The 18730-nt window shown below is 33.2% G+C and carries 16 protein-coding genes; 9 read left to right on the top strand and 7 right to left on the bottom strand.

Features of this window, described 5'->3' with window-relative positions; all coding sequences use genetic code 11:
- Positions 1–40: 40 nt before the first annotated feature.
- On the top strand, positions 41–1555 hold the full coding sequence (locus EW093_RS02620; RefSeq protein WP_187759805.1) for a dicarboxylate/amino acid:cation symporter: 1515 nt from the start codon (positions 41–43) through the stop codon (positions 1553–1555).
- Here the strand turns inward: EW093_RS02620 and EW093_RS02615 are convergent.
- The 3 genes from EW093_RS02615 to EW093_RS02605 are packed head-to-tail and all read right to left on the bottom strand — an operon-like array spanning position 1539 to position 6443.
- Complete coding sequence (locus tag EW093_RS02615) at positions 1539–2696, bottom strand: alanyl-tRNA editing protein (protein ID WP_187759804.1); 1158 nt, start codon at positions 2694–2696, stop codon at positions 1539–1541. The genes EW093_RS02620 and EW093_RS02615 overlap by 17 nt on opposite strands.
- Positions 2693–4372 carry a glycoside hydrolase family 9 protein gene (locus EW093_RS02610; protein WP_149566893.1) on the bottom strand — a complete coding sequence of 560 codons (1680 nt, stop codon included), beginning with the start codon at positions 4370–4372 and terminating at the stop codon, positions 2693–2695. The genes EW093_RS02615 and EW093_RS02610 overlap by 4 nt, the downstream gene beginning before the upstream one ends.
- Positions 4373–4388: 16 nt before the next feature.
- Entirely contained in the window at positions 4389–6443 is a 2055-nt protein-coding gene (locus EW093_RS02605; protein WP_149566892.1) for a GH36-type glycosyl hydrolase domain-containing protein, read from the bottom strand.
- Between the two features lie 319 nt (positions 6444–6762).
- On the opposite strand from EW093_RS02605, the gene EW093_RS02600 reads away from it, so the two are divergent.
- The 6 genes from EW093_RS02600 to leuB all read left to right on the top strand — a co-directional run bounded on the left by EW093_RS02600 (position 6763) and on the right by leuB (position 14090).
- The gene (locus tag EW093_RS02600) at positions 6763–7911 is read left to right on the top strand and encodes an ROK family transcriptional regulator (protein WP_149566891.1); all 1149 of its coding nucleotides are present in this window, start codon (positions 6763–6765) and stop codon (positions 7909–7911) included.
- Positions 7912–7943: 32 nt separating this feature from the next.
- Positions 7944–9206, top strand: coding sequence for an ABC transporter substrate-binding protein (locus tag EW093_RS02595; protein WP_149566890.1), 1263 nt, complete (start codon positions 7944–7946; stop codon positions 9204–9206).
- Between the two features lie 91 nt (positions 9207–9297).
- The gene (locus tag EW093_RS02590) at positions 9298–10212 is read left to right on the top strand and encodes a carbohydrate ABC transporter permease (RefSeq protein ID WP_246745067.1); all 915 of its coding nucleotides are present in this window, start codon (positions 9298–9300) and stop codon (positions 10210–10212) included.
- Position 10213: 1 nt separating this feature from the next.
- Positions 10214–11068: a carbohydrate ABC transporter permease gene (locus EW093_RS02585; RefSeq protein WP_149566889.1), complete on the top strand. Its 855-nt coding sequence runs from the start codon at positions 10214–10216 to the stop codon at positions 11066–11068.
- A 292-nt stretch (positions 11069–11360) separates the two neighbouring features.
- Positions 11361–13004, top strand: a complete 1644-nt coding sequence (gene leuA, locus EW093_RS02580; RefSeq protein WP_149566888.1) for a 2-isopropylmalate synthase — start codon at positions 11361–11363, stop codon at positions 13002–13004.
- 18 nt (positions 13005–13022) lie between these two features.
- Complete coding sequence (gene leuB, locus EW093_RS02575) at positions 13023–14090, top strand: 3-isopropylmalate dehydrogenase (RefSeq protein ID WP_149566887.1); 1068 nt, start codon at positions 13023–13025, stop codon at positions 14088–14090.
- 57 nt (positions 14091–14147) lie between these two features.
- On the opposite strand, the gene EW093_RS02570 is transcribed toward leuB, so the two are convergent.
- Entirely contained in the window at positions 14148–14420 is a 273-nt protein-coding gene (locus tag EW093_RS02570; protein ID WP_187759803.1) for an HPr family phosphocarrier protein, read from the bottom strand.
- 93 nt (positions 14421–14513) lie between these two features.
- Here EW093_RS02570 and hisF point away from each other — a divergent pair, with 93 nt between their 5' ends.
- Positions 14514–15281 (top strand): imidazole glycerol phosphate synthase subunit HisF, encoded by a 768-nt coding sequence (hisF, locus tag EW093_RS02565; RefSeq protein WP_149566885.1) that lies wholly within the window; start codon positions 14514–14516, stop codon positions 15279–15281.
- A 42-nt stretch (positions 15282–15323) separates the two neighbouring features.
- On the opposite strand, the gene thiI is transcribed toward hisF, so the two are convergent.
- Complete coding sequence (thiI, locus tag EW093_RS02560) at positions 15324–16487, bottom strand: tRNA uracil 4-sulfurtransferase ThiI (RefSeq protein ID WP_149566884.1); 1164 nt, start codon at positions 16485–16487, stop codon at positions 15324–15326.
- Between the two features lie 25 nt (positions 16488–16512).
- Positions 16513–17661 (bottom strand): cysteine desulfurase family protein, encoded by a 1149-nt coding sequence (locus tag EW093_RS02555; protein ID WP_149566883.1) that lies wholly within the window; start codon positions 17659–17661, stop codon positions 16513–16515.
- Positions 17662–17735: 74 nt separating this feature from the next.
- Here EW093_RS02555 and EW093_RS02550 point away from each other — a divergent pair, with 74 nt between their 5' ends.
- Positions 17736–18023 (top strand): ArsR/SmtB family transcription factor, encoded by a 288-nt coding sequence (locus EW093_RS02550; RefSeq protein WP_149566882.1) that lies wholly within the window; start codon positions 17736–17738, stop codon positions 18021–18023.
- Here the strand turns inward: EW093_RS02550 and EW093_RS02545 are convergent.
- Entirely contained in the window at positions 18018–18695 is a 678-nt protein-coding gene (locus tag EW093_RS02545) for a GerMN domain-containing protein (protein ID WP_149566881.1), read from the bottom strand. The two genes, EW093_RS02550 and EW093_RS02545, sit on opposite strands and share 6 nt — an antisense overlap.
- Between the last annotated feature and the right edge of the window lie 35 nt (positions 18696–18730).

Below are 18730 nucleotides of genomic sequence, written 5' to 3'. Positions count from 1 at the left end.
AATGAGCACTATAATTATAGTAATTAAAAGGAGATTATATATGAGAATGGACGGAAATATAACAAGAGTGTTCTATAACCCTATAACAATACTAGTTAGCTTAGTTGCAGGTCTATTTTTTGGTGTAAATTATCCTCTGTTTTCTAGTAAATTATTTGTTTATGGTGAGCTTTTTATCAAAATAATTACTCTATTTTCACTACCCTTATTTATTACATCAGTAATTTCAAGTTCAGCATCCCTTGCTAGATTTCCTAAATTTAAGTCTCACATTTTTAAGATACTATTATTTATTATGCTATTTACAATTATAAGTTCAGTTTTAGGTATAATAACTGGGGTAGTTGGAAAACCTGGTTTAGGTATTTCTAATAGTTTTTTTAGTTCTAGTAGGGTTACGAGTTTTGAGCCACTATCACTAAAAAAGCAGGCAGAAAGTCTTATCTCGAGTAATATTTTTTTATCAATATTAAAGAGTAATCTATTTGTTATATCGATTTTTTCTCTACTCTTAGGTGCTTCTGTTGGGGCTATAAATTTTAAAAAAAGTGAGACTGTATTTAACTTTATAGATGGAATATCCTCTGGCTTACTAATTGTAATAAACTGGATTAGCTTTTTTACACCATTGGGAGTTTTCTGTTTAATAGCATCTAGCTTTTCAGATCTGCAATTAGATGTTATAAAACTCTCAAGTAACTATATTCTTATTTTTTATATTATAGGACTTATTATAAGTTTGTTGGGGCTTATAATTATTTGGGGTCAAAGCCATCAAAAATTTATTAATGTCTTTATTTACACAACTAAATCTCTTTTATTAAGTTTAGCAACACCCTCTCCCCTTGTAAAACTACCCTTTGTAATCACTGTAATGAGCAAAAAGCTAAAGTTTGATAAGGAGAGTACAAATTTATTTCTACCTCTAGGCTTTACCTTTGGAAATTTTGGTAGCAGCTTTTTTTATAGTTTAACAACAATCTTTATACTGCAGATCTACAACATAGAGTTATCCATAGGGAATTTGAGTTTTATTCTACTTTTTTCTATATTAGCTGGTTTTTTATCAATAAACTTTGGATATCTATTAATTATATCCATGTTATATTCCCTATTAAAACCCTTTGGAATACCATTATCTACTGTTGCAAGTAGTATTATCTCTATATCAGTTATATTGTTTCCAATTGTTTCCTTAATTACAACAGTTTTAAATATGGTTTGTAGTTCTATAATATCAAAACCTAATAGTGTTGATTTTATAGAGAGAGAGTTAGGGGTTCTTTTACAAAATACTCCAGTTGGAGTAAATTTAAGAAGCTACTTTAGAGGTGTAGAGGAGGAAATAGCACTAATAAATCATGATAAAACTGATCTATTAAAGAGTGTGTTTCCCAATGCTCAGATTAAAATATATAAGAATTGGGAGCAAATAAAAGATTCATGGTTAAATGGAGATGTTAATATTATTGTTGGAGAGAAGGTTGATATCGAAGATATCAGTTATAACATAGATGGGGATACTAAGTTTGTTCTTCTTAAGCCAAAAGTTTGAACTTATCTATAAAAGTATCAATACCATCTAGATCGCCTGTACCCTGCCATATACTCTTTTTACCTCCACCTTTTCCATTTATTAGAGGCATTAAGTTCTCTTTAAAATTAGAGTAGTTTACTTCTTCACTTTTAGAATCAATTAAAATCCAGTTTAATCCTTCATGCTTATTTATTAGAAGGGTAGGTCTTGTTAGGGTATTTGTCAGTTTTACACCTAATTTTTGAACTATCTCTTTTGGAATATTGTTATATATAAATACTGTTTCTCTACTGCTTTTAATCTCTGTCTCTAGTTTTTTTATATAGAGTTCACTTATATTTTTTTTATCTAGCTTTAATGTATCAATATTTTTTTTAAGCTGGCTGATACTGTTAGGAATATCCTCTGTTTGGGTTGATAACTCCTTATTAAGAATGTTAGTTACTCTGTCTTTTGTCCTGTAATCTATATATGCATTTTTACCAATTAGAGCATTAAGTCTAATATGACTCCGTATTTTATCATATCCAACAATCTTTATTAAACCAATTTCATGTATATTGGAGAGGTGGACTCCTCCACATGGTACAAAGTCAAAGTTCTCTATCTCTACAATTCTAATATAACCCTTATATTTTGATTCTCTTCTAATGTTGAAGTTCTTTAATCCCTCGTCATCAGTTTCATGGTATATAACTCTGTTTCCTTGAGATATTAGATCATAAATTTTGTCTTCTAAAACTGCTATCTCACTATCTAGAATATCAGACCTATTTATCTCTATGGTTGTATATAAATTCCCTAAGTGAACAGATAGTGTATCTATATCTAACTCATGTTTTAAAACTGCAGAGATTAAGTGCTGTCCTGTATGCTGTACCATATAGTGATCTCTATGATTTTTATCAATAATACAGTTAACAAGAGGGCCTTTAGGCTCCCCCTTAACACGGTGGACTACACCACCACTCTTTTTTTGAACATCAACTACTTCAAGGGAATCAATTGTTCCCCTATCAGCAGGTTGACCTCCACCCTCTGGGTAGAAATATGTCTCTTTTAGTTCGATGTCGTATAAATTATCATCAATTTTAACAATCTTTTTTATACTTGTTTCAAAGTTATATTTTCTGTTATCTAAATAGTATTTTTTTATCACTTTATAATCGAGGATGCATATAAAAACCAACTAGCGTGTGGTATCCATTGCTCGCCCCACCTCCATGTATTATCCATAGTATTTGCGGATTCTGGGCTAAAGTCAATATCATCCTCATCTAAATAACCACTTGTAATACCGTTACAAATCCCCCCTGGATAACTGGGCCATGATTCGTGATAATCTGGAGTATTTCTTCCTCTACCATATAACATACACATATCATAAGGGTTTAATCCTAAAATCCAGTGGATCTGGTTATTACCGTACTCTATTAAACTATTAGAGAACTCAGTATCCTTATTAAATAGTTTTGAACCTAAATACGCTGCGGCAGCTAATGATGCTAACCTAGCATTCTCTCCCTGCCACCAGTAACCTGTCTCGTTTTTATGGGGTAGGAAAAAAGCACTCTTTTGAACACCTTCAGTATTTCTAGTATACTGTCTAGCGTATCCAAATGGGTTCTTTACTTCCTTGGTTATATTTAATTCATACTCTAATGATTTTTTAATTACATCAAGAACTACCTCTTTTTGGTCTGTAATATCTAAATACTCAATAAGAGTTATTATAGGAAATCCAGCTTCAGCCCCGTGGAAGAAGGGTCGGTTTCCATCATCAGCTCTAAACCAGTTATTAGCAACACTGTCAGACATCTGTCTGCTCATTAGTGATCTAGCTCTCTTATCAGCTGCTATTTTAAATTTTTCTTTTTTTGATGCTTTATATAGCTCTGTTGCAGCAAGTAGGGCACAGTAGTCGTCAATTATATTTTCTTTACCATCATCTAAGTATTTTAAGTTATTTGACTCTAAGTGGTCAAAAGCCCTCTCTGCAATATCTAAATATATCTCAGAATCAAATTCACTATAACTATCATCAAAGGCAGCTGCCTTTGCAAGTGCAGCAATAGCTACGCCACCACCCTGTCTATATCCTGCTTGGTAGTTATCATACTTATTCCCTGCTTGGGTCTCATAACAACATATATCCCTCTGATTAGGGTCCTTTGACCATTTATCAAATACTACTTGGTAGAAAAATCCCTTCTCATCAAACATTCTAACTAGAAAATCAGCACCAAATAGAGCCTCTTCAACAATTTTTGCATTGAATTTAAAAGTGTTTGAACCACTCTCTCTGGCATTTTCAGATAGTTTTAACATATGCCAAACAGATGCTGGGATTTGTTGAGGATTCATAAAGTTTGCGTAACTTAGGTGTGTTAAATATTTACTGTAATCCCCAGAGGCATCATACCAGCCACCACTAACATCCTTTGTATCACTTCTTTCCCCAATAAAGGAGGCATTTTTATCATGTCTGTCCCATTTTCCTACAGACCTATGGGATCTAAAATAACATAATATCTCATTGTGAAGGTTAGAGTCGAATATGGTTTCAACAATATTAAATACCTCCGAGGTAGATCCATCTATATCAATATAGTACCTACCTAAGGTTTTAAAATTAGAGAAGTCTAATGTAAAGAAATACCAATCCTTCCACTTTTCCACATATCCAACACGTTGGATAGATCCAGTGTAGGCAACCTGATTTGTTTCTCTATCAATTATATTAAAACTCTTAGTTGCGAACTCTTTTGTGGTTTTTAAAACAGCTTTTTTACTTGTGGAGACTGTATAACCTGGATGACTAATATATATTTTCATTTAGACCTCTCTATGTTTATTCTTCTATTTTTAGTTTTTTGGGGATGATAAAATCAAAAAGTCCAAGGGCTAACCAACAAACTGTTCCAGTAAGCCAAGGTATACCTCCATTTCCTTCTTTATCTTTATAATATCCACCATTGTAGTAGTTTACTAATACAAATGGTTCACTACGTGTTTGAGTATAATCCTTATACATAGGAAGTGCTCTTTTTAAGAAATCCATACCTTCACTATTCTTGTTAGCCATTAAAAGGGCGTATACACCGTAAAGTGAGGCGTGATTATATACTGCAAAATTCTCTGCTAATCCTGGGGCTAGGGCTGATAAATTCCCAACAGTTTCATCAGGTTCATCCCATCCTGGATCACAGATCATTAATCCGTTTGGTGTAGAAAGTTTTTTAACCATATTATCTAGGGCAATAGACGCTTTTTCTGGATCTCGTTTTCCCATTCCAGATATTGTAAACCATGCTTGGGGAAGAAGGAAAATCCTATCTTCAAGTCCTAGTTTTACACCTTTATCAGAAATTCCTCTTCCAAACCACTCGCCAGTCCAATACTCCATTACTCCCTTGTATAGGGTATCTTTTAAAGAGTTTATATTTAGATTATGGTTTTCTACTGTTAAATTATCTAATATTTCTAATTTTTCAAGGGCGTAGTAGGCAAATTGATTTAGCCAAACACTTCCACCTTCTAGGCCAAGGCCTGATAGAGCATCATTCCAGTCCCCAACTCCCATTTTTACAAGGCCATGATCACCAATTTGTAGGCTGTAATTAATTCCTTTTATACAGTGGGAGTAGACACTCTCTTCAGTTTCTGACTGGAAGTATTTCATTTTAATATCTAAAATCCCTTTATCCCCAGTATTTTGTATATAACGTTCAACTGCTATAGGTAACCAAAATGCAAGATCTCTGAAATCTCTCTCATCATTAAAACCACCACCAGTATTCCACTGTCGTAGACAACGACCATTATCAAACTGTTTAGTACACATTGTAAGAATAATATCTTTAGCACCCTTTGGGTTGTAATAACTTAGACTCATAGCGTCCTGGGCTACATCCCTATATCCTCTAAAAGGTATTCTAACTAAACCTTCGGACTGTTGATAAATTTGATATGGGAAGAATGTTTTTAAGTAGTTTTTAAAGATACTATCATCAAGTTGTTCAATTTCAGCCTTATTTATCTTTTTTAGCCAATCTTCTTTAACAATAGTGAACTCTTTTTTTACCTCATCTGTTGTAGGGAAATCTTTTTTAATTAGTTGAATATTATTTTTATCAACTCCTAGAAAAATTGCAAACTCCCTCTCTTCTCCTGGTTTTAACTCTAAGTCAAATTGGAATGCACCTATATATGGATCACCACCACTAGTGGAATTTTTAAGTTGTCCATTTATAACAGACTCAGGTTTTCTTTGTGAACCGTTACCTTTAAAAGCAAAAAAACTTGCGTCATAAAATGATGGAGAGAGAGTTGAAGTAAAAAATCCAGTAACTGTATCAGCTCCACCCTGTAACTTTTTAAAGATTAATGAGTTAGTATCCTTTTCATAGGATGAGTTTGTATACCATGAGTAGTATACAGGATCAACACCAAAGGAGTCATATAGTAGAAATTCAACCTCCGGAGTTACTGATATTTTTTTAACCCTATTTGAATGGTTTTTAATATTAATTAATCCAATCTCGAAGGTTCCTTTTTGTGGTAAAAATATAGAATGGCAAACCCTAACATCGTTTTTAATTGAATCAAACTGAGTGTAACCTGGAGCGTGTAAACACTTATAGGAGTCAAGACTCTCTTCTACAGGATAGAATGAGGGACTCCAGATTGTATCGGAATCTTTTATATATACAAATCTACCTTTATTTGGTGTAAAAAAATCATAGTTTGTTACAACAGTTCTAGGCTCCTTTATTGTTGTTGAGTAGGCATCTCCTAAATGGGATATTTTAATTCCATAGTCAGAATTTGATATATAGTTATACCAACTTCGCAACTCCTGTGGATTTGTAAGTATAAAATGTTTATCAGTAAGCTTCCAGCTCATTTAAAACTCCTTAAATTGATTATTAACCCATTATTATACGGTTTTAGCGAAAAAGCAATTAGTTTGTATGATTTTAAATACTTATTGTTATTTTTTTTATTATGATGATTATAAAATAAAAAAATAAATGTTAGAAATATTTTGTTTTATTCGGCTTGTTTTGTTCTAGTTTTCACGATAATATAGCTGTTTAACCCCTAAATATAAGGGTTAGAAGGTGTTTTTATTATTTTCGTTTTTTTTCTTGACAGGCTACATAAAGGGGAGTAGATTGATGTTAGTTAAGTTAACTTACTAACCTAGGAGGCAGGGATAATAGATGAAAGCATCAAATAAGAGTTTTCAAAGGCAACATAACCTTGCCCTGGTTGCTAGAAGTATATGGAAGAGTGAAGGGATTAGTCGGGTAGATATTTCGAAGGATATTGAGATGGATAAAACTTCTGTTTCAAATATTGTATCTGTTCTACTTGAAAACAACTTAATTGAGGTTGCAAATGTAGGTGAGTCTATGCCTAAGGGGGGACGAAAACCTATAAATTTAAGAATTAAAGCTGATTTTGGTTATGTTTTAGGTCTTAATATACAACCTGATAAGTGTAAGCTGGCAATATTGTGTTTAGATGGATCAGTTGTTTTTAAAGAAGAGATAAAGTTACATGAGATACTTACCTTAGATGAAATTGTAACCCTTGCTATTGAGAGGGTAAGATCTGATTTTGAAGGTGTAAAAAAGATTCTAGGATGTACAATAGGTCTTCCTGGTAATGTTGATACGTCTTCAGGGACTATTATTAAATCAGATCCATTTAAGATTTTTGACTATGAAATTGGAAATAAATTACAAGAGTTGTATAAGTTTCCTTTTTTAATTGAGAATGATGCTAACTGTTGTGCGTGGGGTGAGATATTTTTTAATAATGATAGAGATGGGAATTTTCTATTTTTATTAGGAGAGCTTAACAAACACTACTTAGTACATAATATTGAAGTTGGTATTGGTTTTGGTATGGGAATTGTAATTGATAATAAGGTTTATCCTGGTTTTAATAATCAGTCAGGTGAATTTAAAAGTCTTTTCTGGAGAAGTAAAGATGATTATCAGTTTGGTTCAGATAAGGCTAAGAGGTCTTTTAGTAGACTTCAAGGTGTATTAACAGATGAAGTATTAGAGGAGTTGTTACTTAATTTTACTCCTATAATATCTGTTTTAAACCCAGAGAGAGTTGTTGTTGGTGGTGATGTTAGCCGTTATACGGATAGGATAAATGCTCTAATTGAGACAGAGTATAGTGATCACTACATATCAAAAGAGATCTCTGGTTGTAACTTTGTAAGATCCAATTTTGGAGAGTATGATGTTGCTGTTGGTTCTGCTTGTATGTTTTTGGAAAAACTTTTTAGGGTGCCAGAGATATCAGAGGTAGATAGTATTTGCGATATAAATTGGGAAAATATCTTTTCCTAATTTTATTGATATAATTAAATTGGAGGAATTTAATGAAAATTCGAAATGTTGTTTTAATGTTAATGGTTGCTTTATTAACAGTTGGAAGTGCTTTTGCAAGTAACAATGCAGAAACATCTGAAAAAGTAAAATTAGTTGTTTTAGGTTATGGGGACGCAAGTACTCCTGATGGTAAGCAGTTTCAAATTAATATTGAGAACTTTATCGCTGCAAACCCTGAGATTGAAGTTGAATGGGATATGCAATACGACGAGTTATATCACCAAAAATTACAAGCTATGTTAGCTGGTGGTGAGCAATTAGATCTTGCATATATGTGGAATGGTGGTTCAAGACATCAACCTGTTAAAGATGCTGGTGAAGAGATTGATCAATTACAATTTGTTGATGCAACACAATATGATCCTGCTGCTTTAATTGGTGGTGGTGCTAATGGTGAATTATTTTCAATTCCTGTATCAAAAGGTGCTCATACAGTTATGTACTCTAACGATGACTTATTAAAAGAGTTAGGTTTAACTGTTGCTAAAACTTATGAAGAGATGTTAGCTCAAAACGAAATTGCTAAAGCTGCTGGTAAATTTGCATTAGCTTACCCAGGTGCTACAGCATGGGCTCACAATACTTTTGTATACTCTGTATTAGTTGGTCGATTTGGTGGAGCTCAACACGCTAAAGACTTAATTGCTAAAAAAGCTAAGTTTACTGATGAGCCTACTGTAAAAGCATTTGAATTTATTAAGAAAATGTACGATGATGGTCTTGTAACAGAAGATACATTACAAGCAGACTACGGTGTATCTTTAGCTCAGTTTAATAACAACGAAGCTTTATACTTTATTGATGGTGGTTGGAGAGCTGCTCAAGTAACTCTTCCTAACTTTACATGGAACAAATTCTTTGCTGTACCAGGTGAAGTTGCTCCAGGTTCAGGAAACGGTGGTTATTCTGCTGGTTACTCTATCATGAAGTCTGCTACTTTAGATCCAGCAAGAAAAGCTGCTGCAACTAAATTATTACAATATATGACTGGAGAAGATGCTTCTATTGTAAGAGCATTATACTCTGGTGCTGTACCAACATTTAAAGTAAAAGGTGATATTGTTTACAAAGAAGGAACTGAGCCAGCTGCTGAATATATTGCTAGCTTAAGTCAAATTACTGATACTGTTGGTGACTATATCGATGGTACTACAAATGGTCACTACTGTGACGGTATAATTGAAATCTGGTTAGGAACTAAAACTCCTATGCAGTTAGCTGAAGAGACACAGGCTATCTACGAAGCAAACTAGTTTTAATTAGTATAAAAATATTTAAAAAAAGAAGTACAGGATTTTTATTAAAAGGAGATCTCTGTACTTCTTTTGTCTATGGGAGAGTATAGTGAAAAACAAATTACGTAAAAGAGGGGACCTTCTATTCTACATAGTTATGGTAGCTCCTTGCATGGTGCTTTACTTGGCAATTATTGCAGGGCCTATATTAGCTAGTTTAGGTATAGCCTTTACAAACAATGACTTTAGACCTAATCAGGAGTGGGGTTTTATTGGATTTGATAATTTTAAAGTAATCTTTTCAGATCCTGTATTTTGGCTTGGTTTTAAAAACAATATGTTAGTTGTTGCTCTATCTGTTTTTGGTCAAATACCTCTTGGTCTATTATTAGCTTATTTCTTATTTAGAAATATGGTTAAAGCTCCTGGTTTTTATCAGGCTATGGTTTTTATGCCTCAAGTTATATCTACAGTAGTTATTGGACGAATCTTTCAAAGTTTCTTTGATATAAGAGGTGCTGCTACAGGGCTTGTAAGACTTATTACAAATGACCCTAAATTTACTTTTAGATGGTTCTTAGAGCCAGGGCAGGCTATGATTCCTATACTGATTGGTATGTTATTTATATATACTGGTTTTTATATGTTAATGTTTTTAGCTAATATGCAAAAATTAGATGGTGGGATAGTTGAAGCTGCTTCTATTGATGGTGCATCTGAGATGCAGATTTTTGCTAGAATAATAGCTCCTGCACTATCTGGAATAATAATTATTAATTCAATTCTAGCTATTGCTGGATCGTTAAAGAGTTTCGATTTAATCTATGCAATGGCACCAAATGATGGTAAAGGGCTTGGTAATAATAATATTGTTTTGGCTACTTATATGTATCATAGAGGTTTTAAAGCATATAAAATGGCATTTGGATCCGCAGTTTCTGTGATAATTGTATCAATAAGTTTAGTTCTTATTGCTATATCAAACTGGGCAGGTAAAAAACTCGACCCACTTCAGGAGGCTTAAGGTGAAAAACTCAAATCAGATAAATAAACAAACAATCCCAACAAAAATAGGAATAAATGCAATTTTTATAGCTTTTGTATTATTTACCACTTATCCTTTATTTTGGCTTGGTTACTCATCTCTTAAAACAAAACAGGAGATTCAGAATGCACCTTTAGCTTTCCCGGAAGTAATACAGTGGGGAAACTTTTCAGAAGCATGGGAAGTTGGTAATATTGGTTTAGGTTATTTAAACTCTACTATATATCTTGTATTTACACTTATTATTGTTGTTATGGGCTCTATGATGGCAGCTTATGTATTTGCTAAATCCCCATTTAAAAGACTTACACTTATTTTAAAATCTGCTGTTGGATTAGGTATACTAATATCTACACAGTCTGTTTTAATACCACTGTTTTTAATGTTAAGATCCGCTGGTTTAACAGGAGACAATGCTAGATTAGGAATTATTTTAACTTACTCTGCCGTTGGTATGCCTATGGCTGTATTTATGGCTACTGACTTTATTAAAGGTTTACCAGACTCTCTAGTTGAATCTGCTCAGATTGATGGAGCTGGAAGATTTTTAACATTTTTCCACATTATATTACCAATGACAAAACCTGTAATGGCAACTGTTGCTATAATTACTGCTCTTGGTACTTGGAACGAATTTTTACTTGGATTTATATTATCAAATAGATTTACTAAGGCATTACCACCTACGATTATTGCATTTGCTAACCCTAGGACTCCAGAGTATCACTTACAAATGGCCGGTTTAGTAATTTCAATTGTACCTATGATAATTTTATATGCAATTTTTAATAAGCATATAACTAAAGGTGTAGTTGGAGGAGCAATTAAGGGATAGTTTTAATATATATAATAAAGTTTAAGCATAATAGGTGAGTTAATGGAAGAACTATACAAAGAACTAATAAGGGTTTTACTAGCCCTCCCAAAATAATTCACCCAATATAGATAAAGACTGCATTTATGCAGTCTTTTTTTTGCTTTAATCTTGAAAACACTCTGAATAATTAGTAAAGTTACTTAAGTATTCTTAAAGGATTGTAATGCTTAAAATTACAATTTGTAACAAAGATATACTTTTGGGGTCGTAATAAAAATTACTGCTCGCCTATGCAACCAAGGAGGGGAAAATGGACTATACAAAATATAAACAGTATCCACCAGTAAAGTTGGATAATAGAGAATGGCCGTCTAAAAAATTGGATAGGGCTCCTCTCTGGTGTAGTGTAGATCTTAGGGATGGGAATCAATCTCTACCTATTCCTATGAGTATAAATGAGAAAGTAGAGTTCTTTAATCTTTTAGTGGAAATGGGATTTAAAGAGATTGAAGTTGGATTCCCATCAGCGTCTGAAACAGAGTTTAATTTCTTAAGAAAGCTAGTAGATGATAATCTAATACCAGATGATGTACATATTCAAATTTTAACTCAATCTAGAGATCACTTAATAAAAAGATCCTTTGAAGCGTTAGAAGGTGTTAAAAATGCTATTGTTCACTTTTATAACTCAACATCAACTTTACAACGGAAAGTTGTATTTAAAAAGAGTAAGGATGAAATAAAAGAGATTGCTGTCTCTGGAGCAAAATTAATTAAAGAGATGTCAAAGAATTTTTCTGGAAACATTAGATATGAATACTCCCCAGAAAGTTTTACTGGAACAGAATTAGATTATGCAAAGGATATTTGTGAAGCTGTAATGGATGTAATAAAACCTACACCTACTAATAAACTAATACTAAATTTACCAGGAACAGTTGAGATGTCAACAGCCAACGTACACGCTGATCAAATTGAGTGGTTTTGTAAAAATATAAAAGATAGGGATAGTGTTATAATTAGTCTTCATGCCCATAATGATAGGGGAACAGCAACAGCAGCAACTGAACTAGGCTTGTTAGCTGGTGCAGATAGGGTAGAGGGTACACTATTTGGAAACGGTGAGAGGACTGGAAATGTTGATATTATCAATTTAGGAATGAACTTTTACACCCAGGGTATAGATCCTAAGCTTGATTTTTCCAATATTGATAAAATAGTTGAGATCTATTCAAGATGTACAAGAATGACGGTTGGTCCTAGACACCCATGGGCTGGGAATTTAGTCTACACAGCATTTTCAGGTTCCCACCAGGATGCTATTAAAAAGGGTCTAGAAGCCCATAATAATTCGGATAGTCATATATGGGAAGTTCCATATCTACCTATAGATCCCTCTGATTTAAACAGGGTATACGAGGAGATAATCCGTATTAATTCACAATCAGGTAAGGGTGGTGTAGCTTTTGTTCTTGAGAATAGTTATGGATATAAACTTCCAAAGTCAATGCATCCTGAATTTAGTCAAATAATTCAAAAAATAACTGATAAAACAGGAAATGAGTTATCACCTGAATATATATTTTCAACATTTAATAGTGAGTATCTAGAGGTAGATGGTCCATACAGACTGTTAGATTATACAATTAACACAAGTTCATTAGAAACTAAAATTAGTGCAAAATTAGAGTATAAAACTGATAAAATAGATATTTCAAGTTTTGGAAATGGACCAATTGATGCTTTTTTCAATGCAGTAAAAAAAGTAATAAGTAGTGATATAAAATTCCATGACTATAGTGAACACTCATTAACAGAGGGTGCTGACTCAAAGGCTGTAGCTTATATAGGGATGGAAGTTAAGGGACAGATTATATTTGGAGTAGGTATAGACTCAAGTATAAATACAGCTTCAATAAAAGCACTTTTATGTGCATTAAATAGAGTAGAATAGAATAAATAGGGGATAAAAATGGCATATAATATTGCAGTTTTACCAGGTGATGGTATTGGTCCTGAGGTAATGGCTCAGGCTCTTAGAGTTTTAAAAGTAGTAGAAGAAAAATTTGGATTTTCTTGTAATTTGACAGAGGGATTAATTGGTGGAGCTGGGTATGATGCTGCTGGACACCCTTTACCAGAGGAGACAAAGGAGATCTGTCTTAAGTCTGATGCTGTTTTTCTTGGGAGTATTGGTGGACCAAAGTGGGAAAATCTTCCACCTGAACTAACTCCAGAATTAGGAGGATTATTAGCCTTAAGAAAATTATTAAATTTATATGCTAATATTAGACCTGCAGTTATATATGAAGAGTTAAAGGAGATGTCTCCACTTTCCGAGAGGATTCTAACTGATAAAGTTGACTTTGTAACAGTAAGAGAACTAGCCTACGGTGTATATTTTGGTCAACCAAAAATGTTAGAAGAAGATGAAGCTTTTGATACTATGAGATATAGAAAAGAGAATGTAGAGCAGATTGCAAGGGCTGCCTTTGATATTGCTATGAAAAGAGACAAAAGGGTTACATCAGTAGATAAGGCAAATGTTCTATCTAGTTCTAAACTGTGGAGAAGGGTTGTAGAAGAGGTTGCAAAAGAGTATCCAGAAGTAACATTAAACCATCAATATGTGGATAATGCGGCAATGCAGCTAATGTTAAATCCACTTCAGTATGATGTAATATTAACAACAAATCTTTTTGGTGATATTTTATCCGATGAATCTGCTGCCATTTGTGGATCACTTGGTATGTTACCATCAGCTTCATATGGAGAGAGTATAAGTCTCTACGAACCATCAGGAGGTTCCGCACCGGATATTGCAGGTAAAAATATTGCAAATCCAATTGCACAAATATTATCTTTAGCTATGATGTTAGAGTCATCTTTTAATGAAGATGCTGCAGCTAAAGCTATAAGAGATGCTGTTGATAAAGCTGTTACTGGAGGCCAAAGAACTGGGGATATTGCATGTGGAGGGAAGTCAATTACTTGTTCACAAATGGGTGATATTCTTTGCCAATATATAAAAGAAGCTTAAGTAAATTAACTTTCGTATTAAAGGGGTTATTATAGTAATATACTGTAAAAAACCCCTTTACTGCTCTTCAAATCTATAATCTTTTTCAAATAGATCCTTTAAAATATCTATCATCTCTTCTTCGTTTACACCACTTACTCTAATTGTTATCTCATCATTATAAGCTAAACCTAGGGTTAATATTGATATAATATCTCTAAGAGGAGTTGTAACTCCATCCTTAATTATTAGAATTTCCCCACCATAATTCATTATAGCCTTAAAAATTAAACCACTTGGTCTTACATGTATACCTTTACTGTTGTGAATCTTTGCAGATGTTTCTACCATATTGCCATTATACATATATAACAATAAAACTGCAAAAGAAATAACTCTTTTTTTAATTACAACTTTTTGCTAAAATAGTAAAAGAGGTAGGATATGTTTCAGAAAAGAGTTGTTGTATGCCTAGATGTAAGGGATGGAAAGACTACAAAGGGTATAAAATTTAAGGGTAATGTAGATATCGGTGATCCTGTTTTAATGGCAGAGGAGTATTACAAACAAGGTGTTGATGAACTAGTTTTTTATGATATTACTGCTTCAAGTGATAAGCGTGGAATTATGATTGACGTTGTGAAAGAGGTTGCTAAGAGGATATTTATACCCTTTACAGTTGGTGGTGGAATTAATAGTTTAGAAGATATAAGAGCCGTTATTGATGCGGGGGCTGAGAAGGTTAGTCTTAACTCAGGAGCTGTTAGAAACCCTAATATCATTAAAGAGGGTGCTGAAGTTTTTGGTAATCAGTGTATAGTTTTAGCTATGGATGCTAAGGCTGATGATACCTGTCCCTCGGGATATAGAATTGTTACTAGTGGTGGAAGAAATGAGACACAGTGGGACGCTTTAGAGTGGGCAAAAGAGGGTGTTAGGTTAGGTGCTGGGGAGATTGTTTTAAACTCAATTGATGCTGATGGTATGAAAACAGGTTACGAGATGAACTTAACAAAAATGATATCAGAGGCTGTTTCAGTTCCTGTTGTTGCATCTGGTGGGGCTGGAGTTCCAAAACACTTAGCCGATGTATTAACTGAAGGAAAGGCTGATGCAGCACTTATTGCTAGTATGGTTCATTATGGTGATTACACAGTCTCTAGTATTAAAAATGAATTAAAAGAGTTAGGAGTATCTGTAAGAATTGTATAGTAAGTGTAATCATGGCCTTTGATAAAGGCCATGATTGTAATTTTATAGTTTATGGTACTCTGCTTCTTCCGCTGCTTCGATTAACATCTCTTCAATATTTAATGAGTTGAAAATCTCAGTTGTCTTTACAAAATCTGGTCTTGTTTCTGGGTGGGGAGGAGCAAACATTGCACAACAATCATCAAATGGCTGGATTGAAGTTTCATATGTCTTTATATTTCTAGATATCTTAATTATCTCATCCTTATCCATACCAACTAATGGTCTAAAAACAGGAAGTTCACTGTTTGAACCTGTAAAGTGTAGGCTCTGAATCGTTTGACTTGCAACTTGACCCACAGCTTCTCCAGTTACAAGGCATAAAGCCTTCCGTCTCTTTCCAATTATATTGGCTATTCTCATCATACATGCCCGACCCATAAGAGTTGCATATGGTGCAGGAACTTCTTGATTAATTTTCAGTTGTATCTTAGTAAAAGGCACGGTAAAAAGGTTTAAACCACTACACCAAGGTGATATTATTTTGGTTAAATCAACGACCTTATTAAAGGACTCTTCTGATGTATATGGTGGTGTATGGAAGTATATAGCATCCAGCTTTACCCCTCTTTTTGCCATCATTACACCTGCAACAGGTGAGTCTATTCCTCCAGATAAGAGCAACATTCCTCTTCCTGCACTACCTACAGGTAGACCTCCCGGTCCTCTACCTCCAAAACCGTATATGTAAGCGTGCTCCCTTAATTCTAGGTTTATAACAAAATCTGGGTTTTTAACATTAACAGATAGTATATCTTTAAACTCATCTAATATTAATCCTCCTAGCTCTGCAGAGAATTCATAAGAATCCATTTTAAGTGATTTGTCAGTTCGTCTAGTTTCAACTTTAAATGTTTTACCCTTATTATTTTCCAGGTTTTGTCTAACAAGATTAAAAGCTACCTCTTTAATTGAATCCATGTTTTTTTCACACATGTGTGCTTTAAAGAAGGATACTATCCCCTGGGTCTTAGAGAGAACATCATGAACCACACTCTCTTCGCTGTCATGTATTGTTAAATAAAAACGGCCGCTTCTAATTATTACAGTTGTCTTGTAATCCCTAAGGCCATTTTTAATATTATCCTTTAGTTGTTTCTCAAAAATCTTTTTGTTTCCCTTTTTTAAAGAGATCTCACCGATTTTAATTAAGTATAAATCTTCCATGATAATAACTTATCACATCCTAAGTTTATGGGGCAAGTTCATTTAATGTCTCTTCTAAGGCTTTTATAAAGTTTTCGATATCTTTTTCTGTTGTATCCCGGCCAATAGATACCCTAAAAGATGAAAATCCCTCTTTCTCTGAAATACCCATGGAGAGTATACCCTTAGTGGTGCTTTTTTTATTACTAGAACATGCACTGCCTGTTGATATCATAAATCCCTTAGAGTTTAAAACCCTATTTATTACTTCTCCAGGAAGTGGTGGATATGTAAGGGAGAGAATATTGGGAATAAAATTATCATCGGATAAACCTCTGTTTTTAGGAATTGTTTTAACACCAATTTCCCTTACCCCTAAAATAAGTTGATCCATCAATCTATTTATTTCACAAACTCGGGAATCTAAATTTTCAGTAGCTTCTTTTAAGCATCTAGATATAGAAATTATACCAAAAAGATCCTCTGTCCCAGGTCTAATACCACCTTCTTGACCACCACCTCTATATAATACATTTTTAGGTTTTTTTAGGTAGAGAATACCAATACCCTTTGGGCCACCAAATTTATGACCGGATATTGAGAAGGAGTCGATATCTAAATCCTTTAAATCAATTGTTATCTTACCAACAGCTTGTACACCATCAATATGTATGTGGACTTTTTTACCAATCTCATTTTCTTTCTTACGTACAGACTCTACAATATCTTTTAAAGGTTGTATTACTCCTGTCTCGTTATGAACATATATAATTGATATAATTTTTGTCTTATCATTTATGCTTTTTAATACCTTATTACACTGTATAATTCCATTTGTATCTGGATTTATTCTTTTTATTTTCCATCCAAATTGATTTAGTGTCTCAATTGGTTCCCCCACCGAAGGGTGCTCAATTGAAGTTGTTATAACCTCCCCAGTTCCATGCTTCTTTAAAAAAGATAATAGGATTAGATTATTTGACTCGCTTCCTCCACTAGTAAAGTAGATTTGTGAGTTATCACAATTTAGAATTTTTGAAATATTATCTCTCTCTCTGTTTAATACTTCTTTAGAGCTTACACCTGTATCATGAACAGAAGAAGGGTTCCCATAAAGTGTTAAACTCTCCTCTAAGCTCTCTCTTAAAATATCTTTTTTTGGTTTAGCTGTTGCAGCCCAATCTAAATATATCATTTTTTTATTATATAATATAAATCAAATAAATCTAAATACTTGCGAACAAATAATTATTTATCTATAATTCATTTATGGAAAAATGCAAAAATGATGAACTAGTTAACGAGTACGCTAAAAAACTTAAAGTTATAGGCCATCCTCTTAGAATGAAAATATTAATTTTAATTGAGGATAAATCCTCTTGTGTTGGAGATCTATGGCAGTGTCTAAATACATCACAGCCATCTATATCCCAGCATTTAGCTATTCTAAAGGATGCAGGAATTGTTACTTCTAAGGTTGATGGAAATAAAAGAATTTATAACATTGTAGATGATTTTGTTAAGAGTATTATTCAGAATATAAACCTTACATTATAATTCTAAATCAGCCCTAGAGATAGGGCGACCAATGTAAACACCTTCTGGGCCTAAATACTCCTGCCTAGCTCCATCGATACTAAATAAAACACTCTCAACAGTTTCGTATTCAGTTGCGGTATAAACAATCTGTTTTATTTGTGCTATATAACCTTCCACTCCTAGTGGGTTGAACCTAAACATTTCATTAAAATTCAGGTATGCTACACCATCTTTAATACTAACTGATAGAAGTTTTGATCCATCAGGTATTAGAGTTAACAATCCTCTATTTATATCCGTTGTATCCGGTCCTTCTAATAACTTTTCAATAGATTTTTTGAGGGGAGTTTTTCCTACATACATAAGTTTTAGTTCACTTTTAAGCTCTATCTCCCCATCATTATTTACCTTAATAAAAAAGATTCTAACCTTCTTTTTTATCTCAGTGATATCCGGTTTTTCATCAATATTTGGTTCTGTATTAATTACAGTAGCAGTGGTAGGTTCATTTTTAGATATAAAAAGAGCATCATTTTGTTCCTGCTCGTTAACGTTAGTAATAATAATTTTATTGTGGGATTGGACTACAGAATCAATTTTAGTAAAATAAATTGTAATTATTAATCCTAATAATATAACAACAATGATAAGCAGACCTTCTACAGGTAGCTTTTCTAGTAACTTCTTCATAAGCAAAGTTTAGATAATATATTAAACTCTGTCTA

Source organism: Thiospirochaeta perfilievii (assembly GCF_008329945.1).
Lineage (GTDB): Bacteria > Spirochaetota > Spirochaetia > DSM-2461 > DSM-2461 > Thiospirochaeta > Thiospirochaeta perfilievii.
Note: the sequence above shows the minus strand (reverse complement) of the source record. Positions and strands in the feature narration are given on the sequence as shown.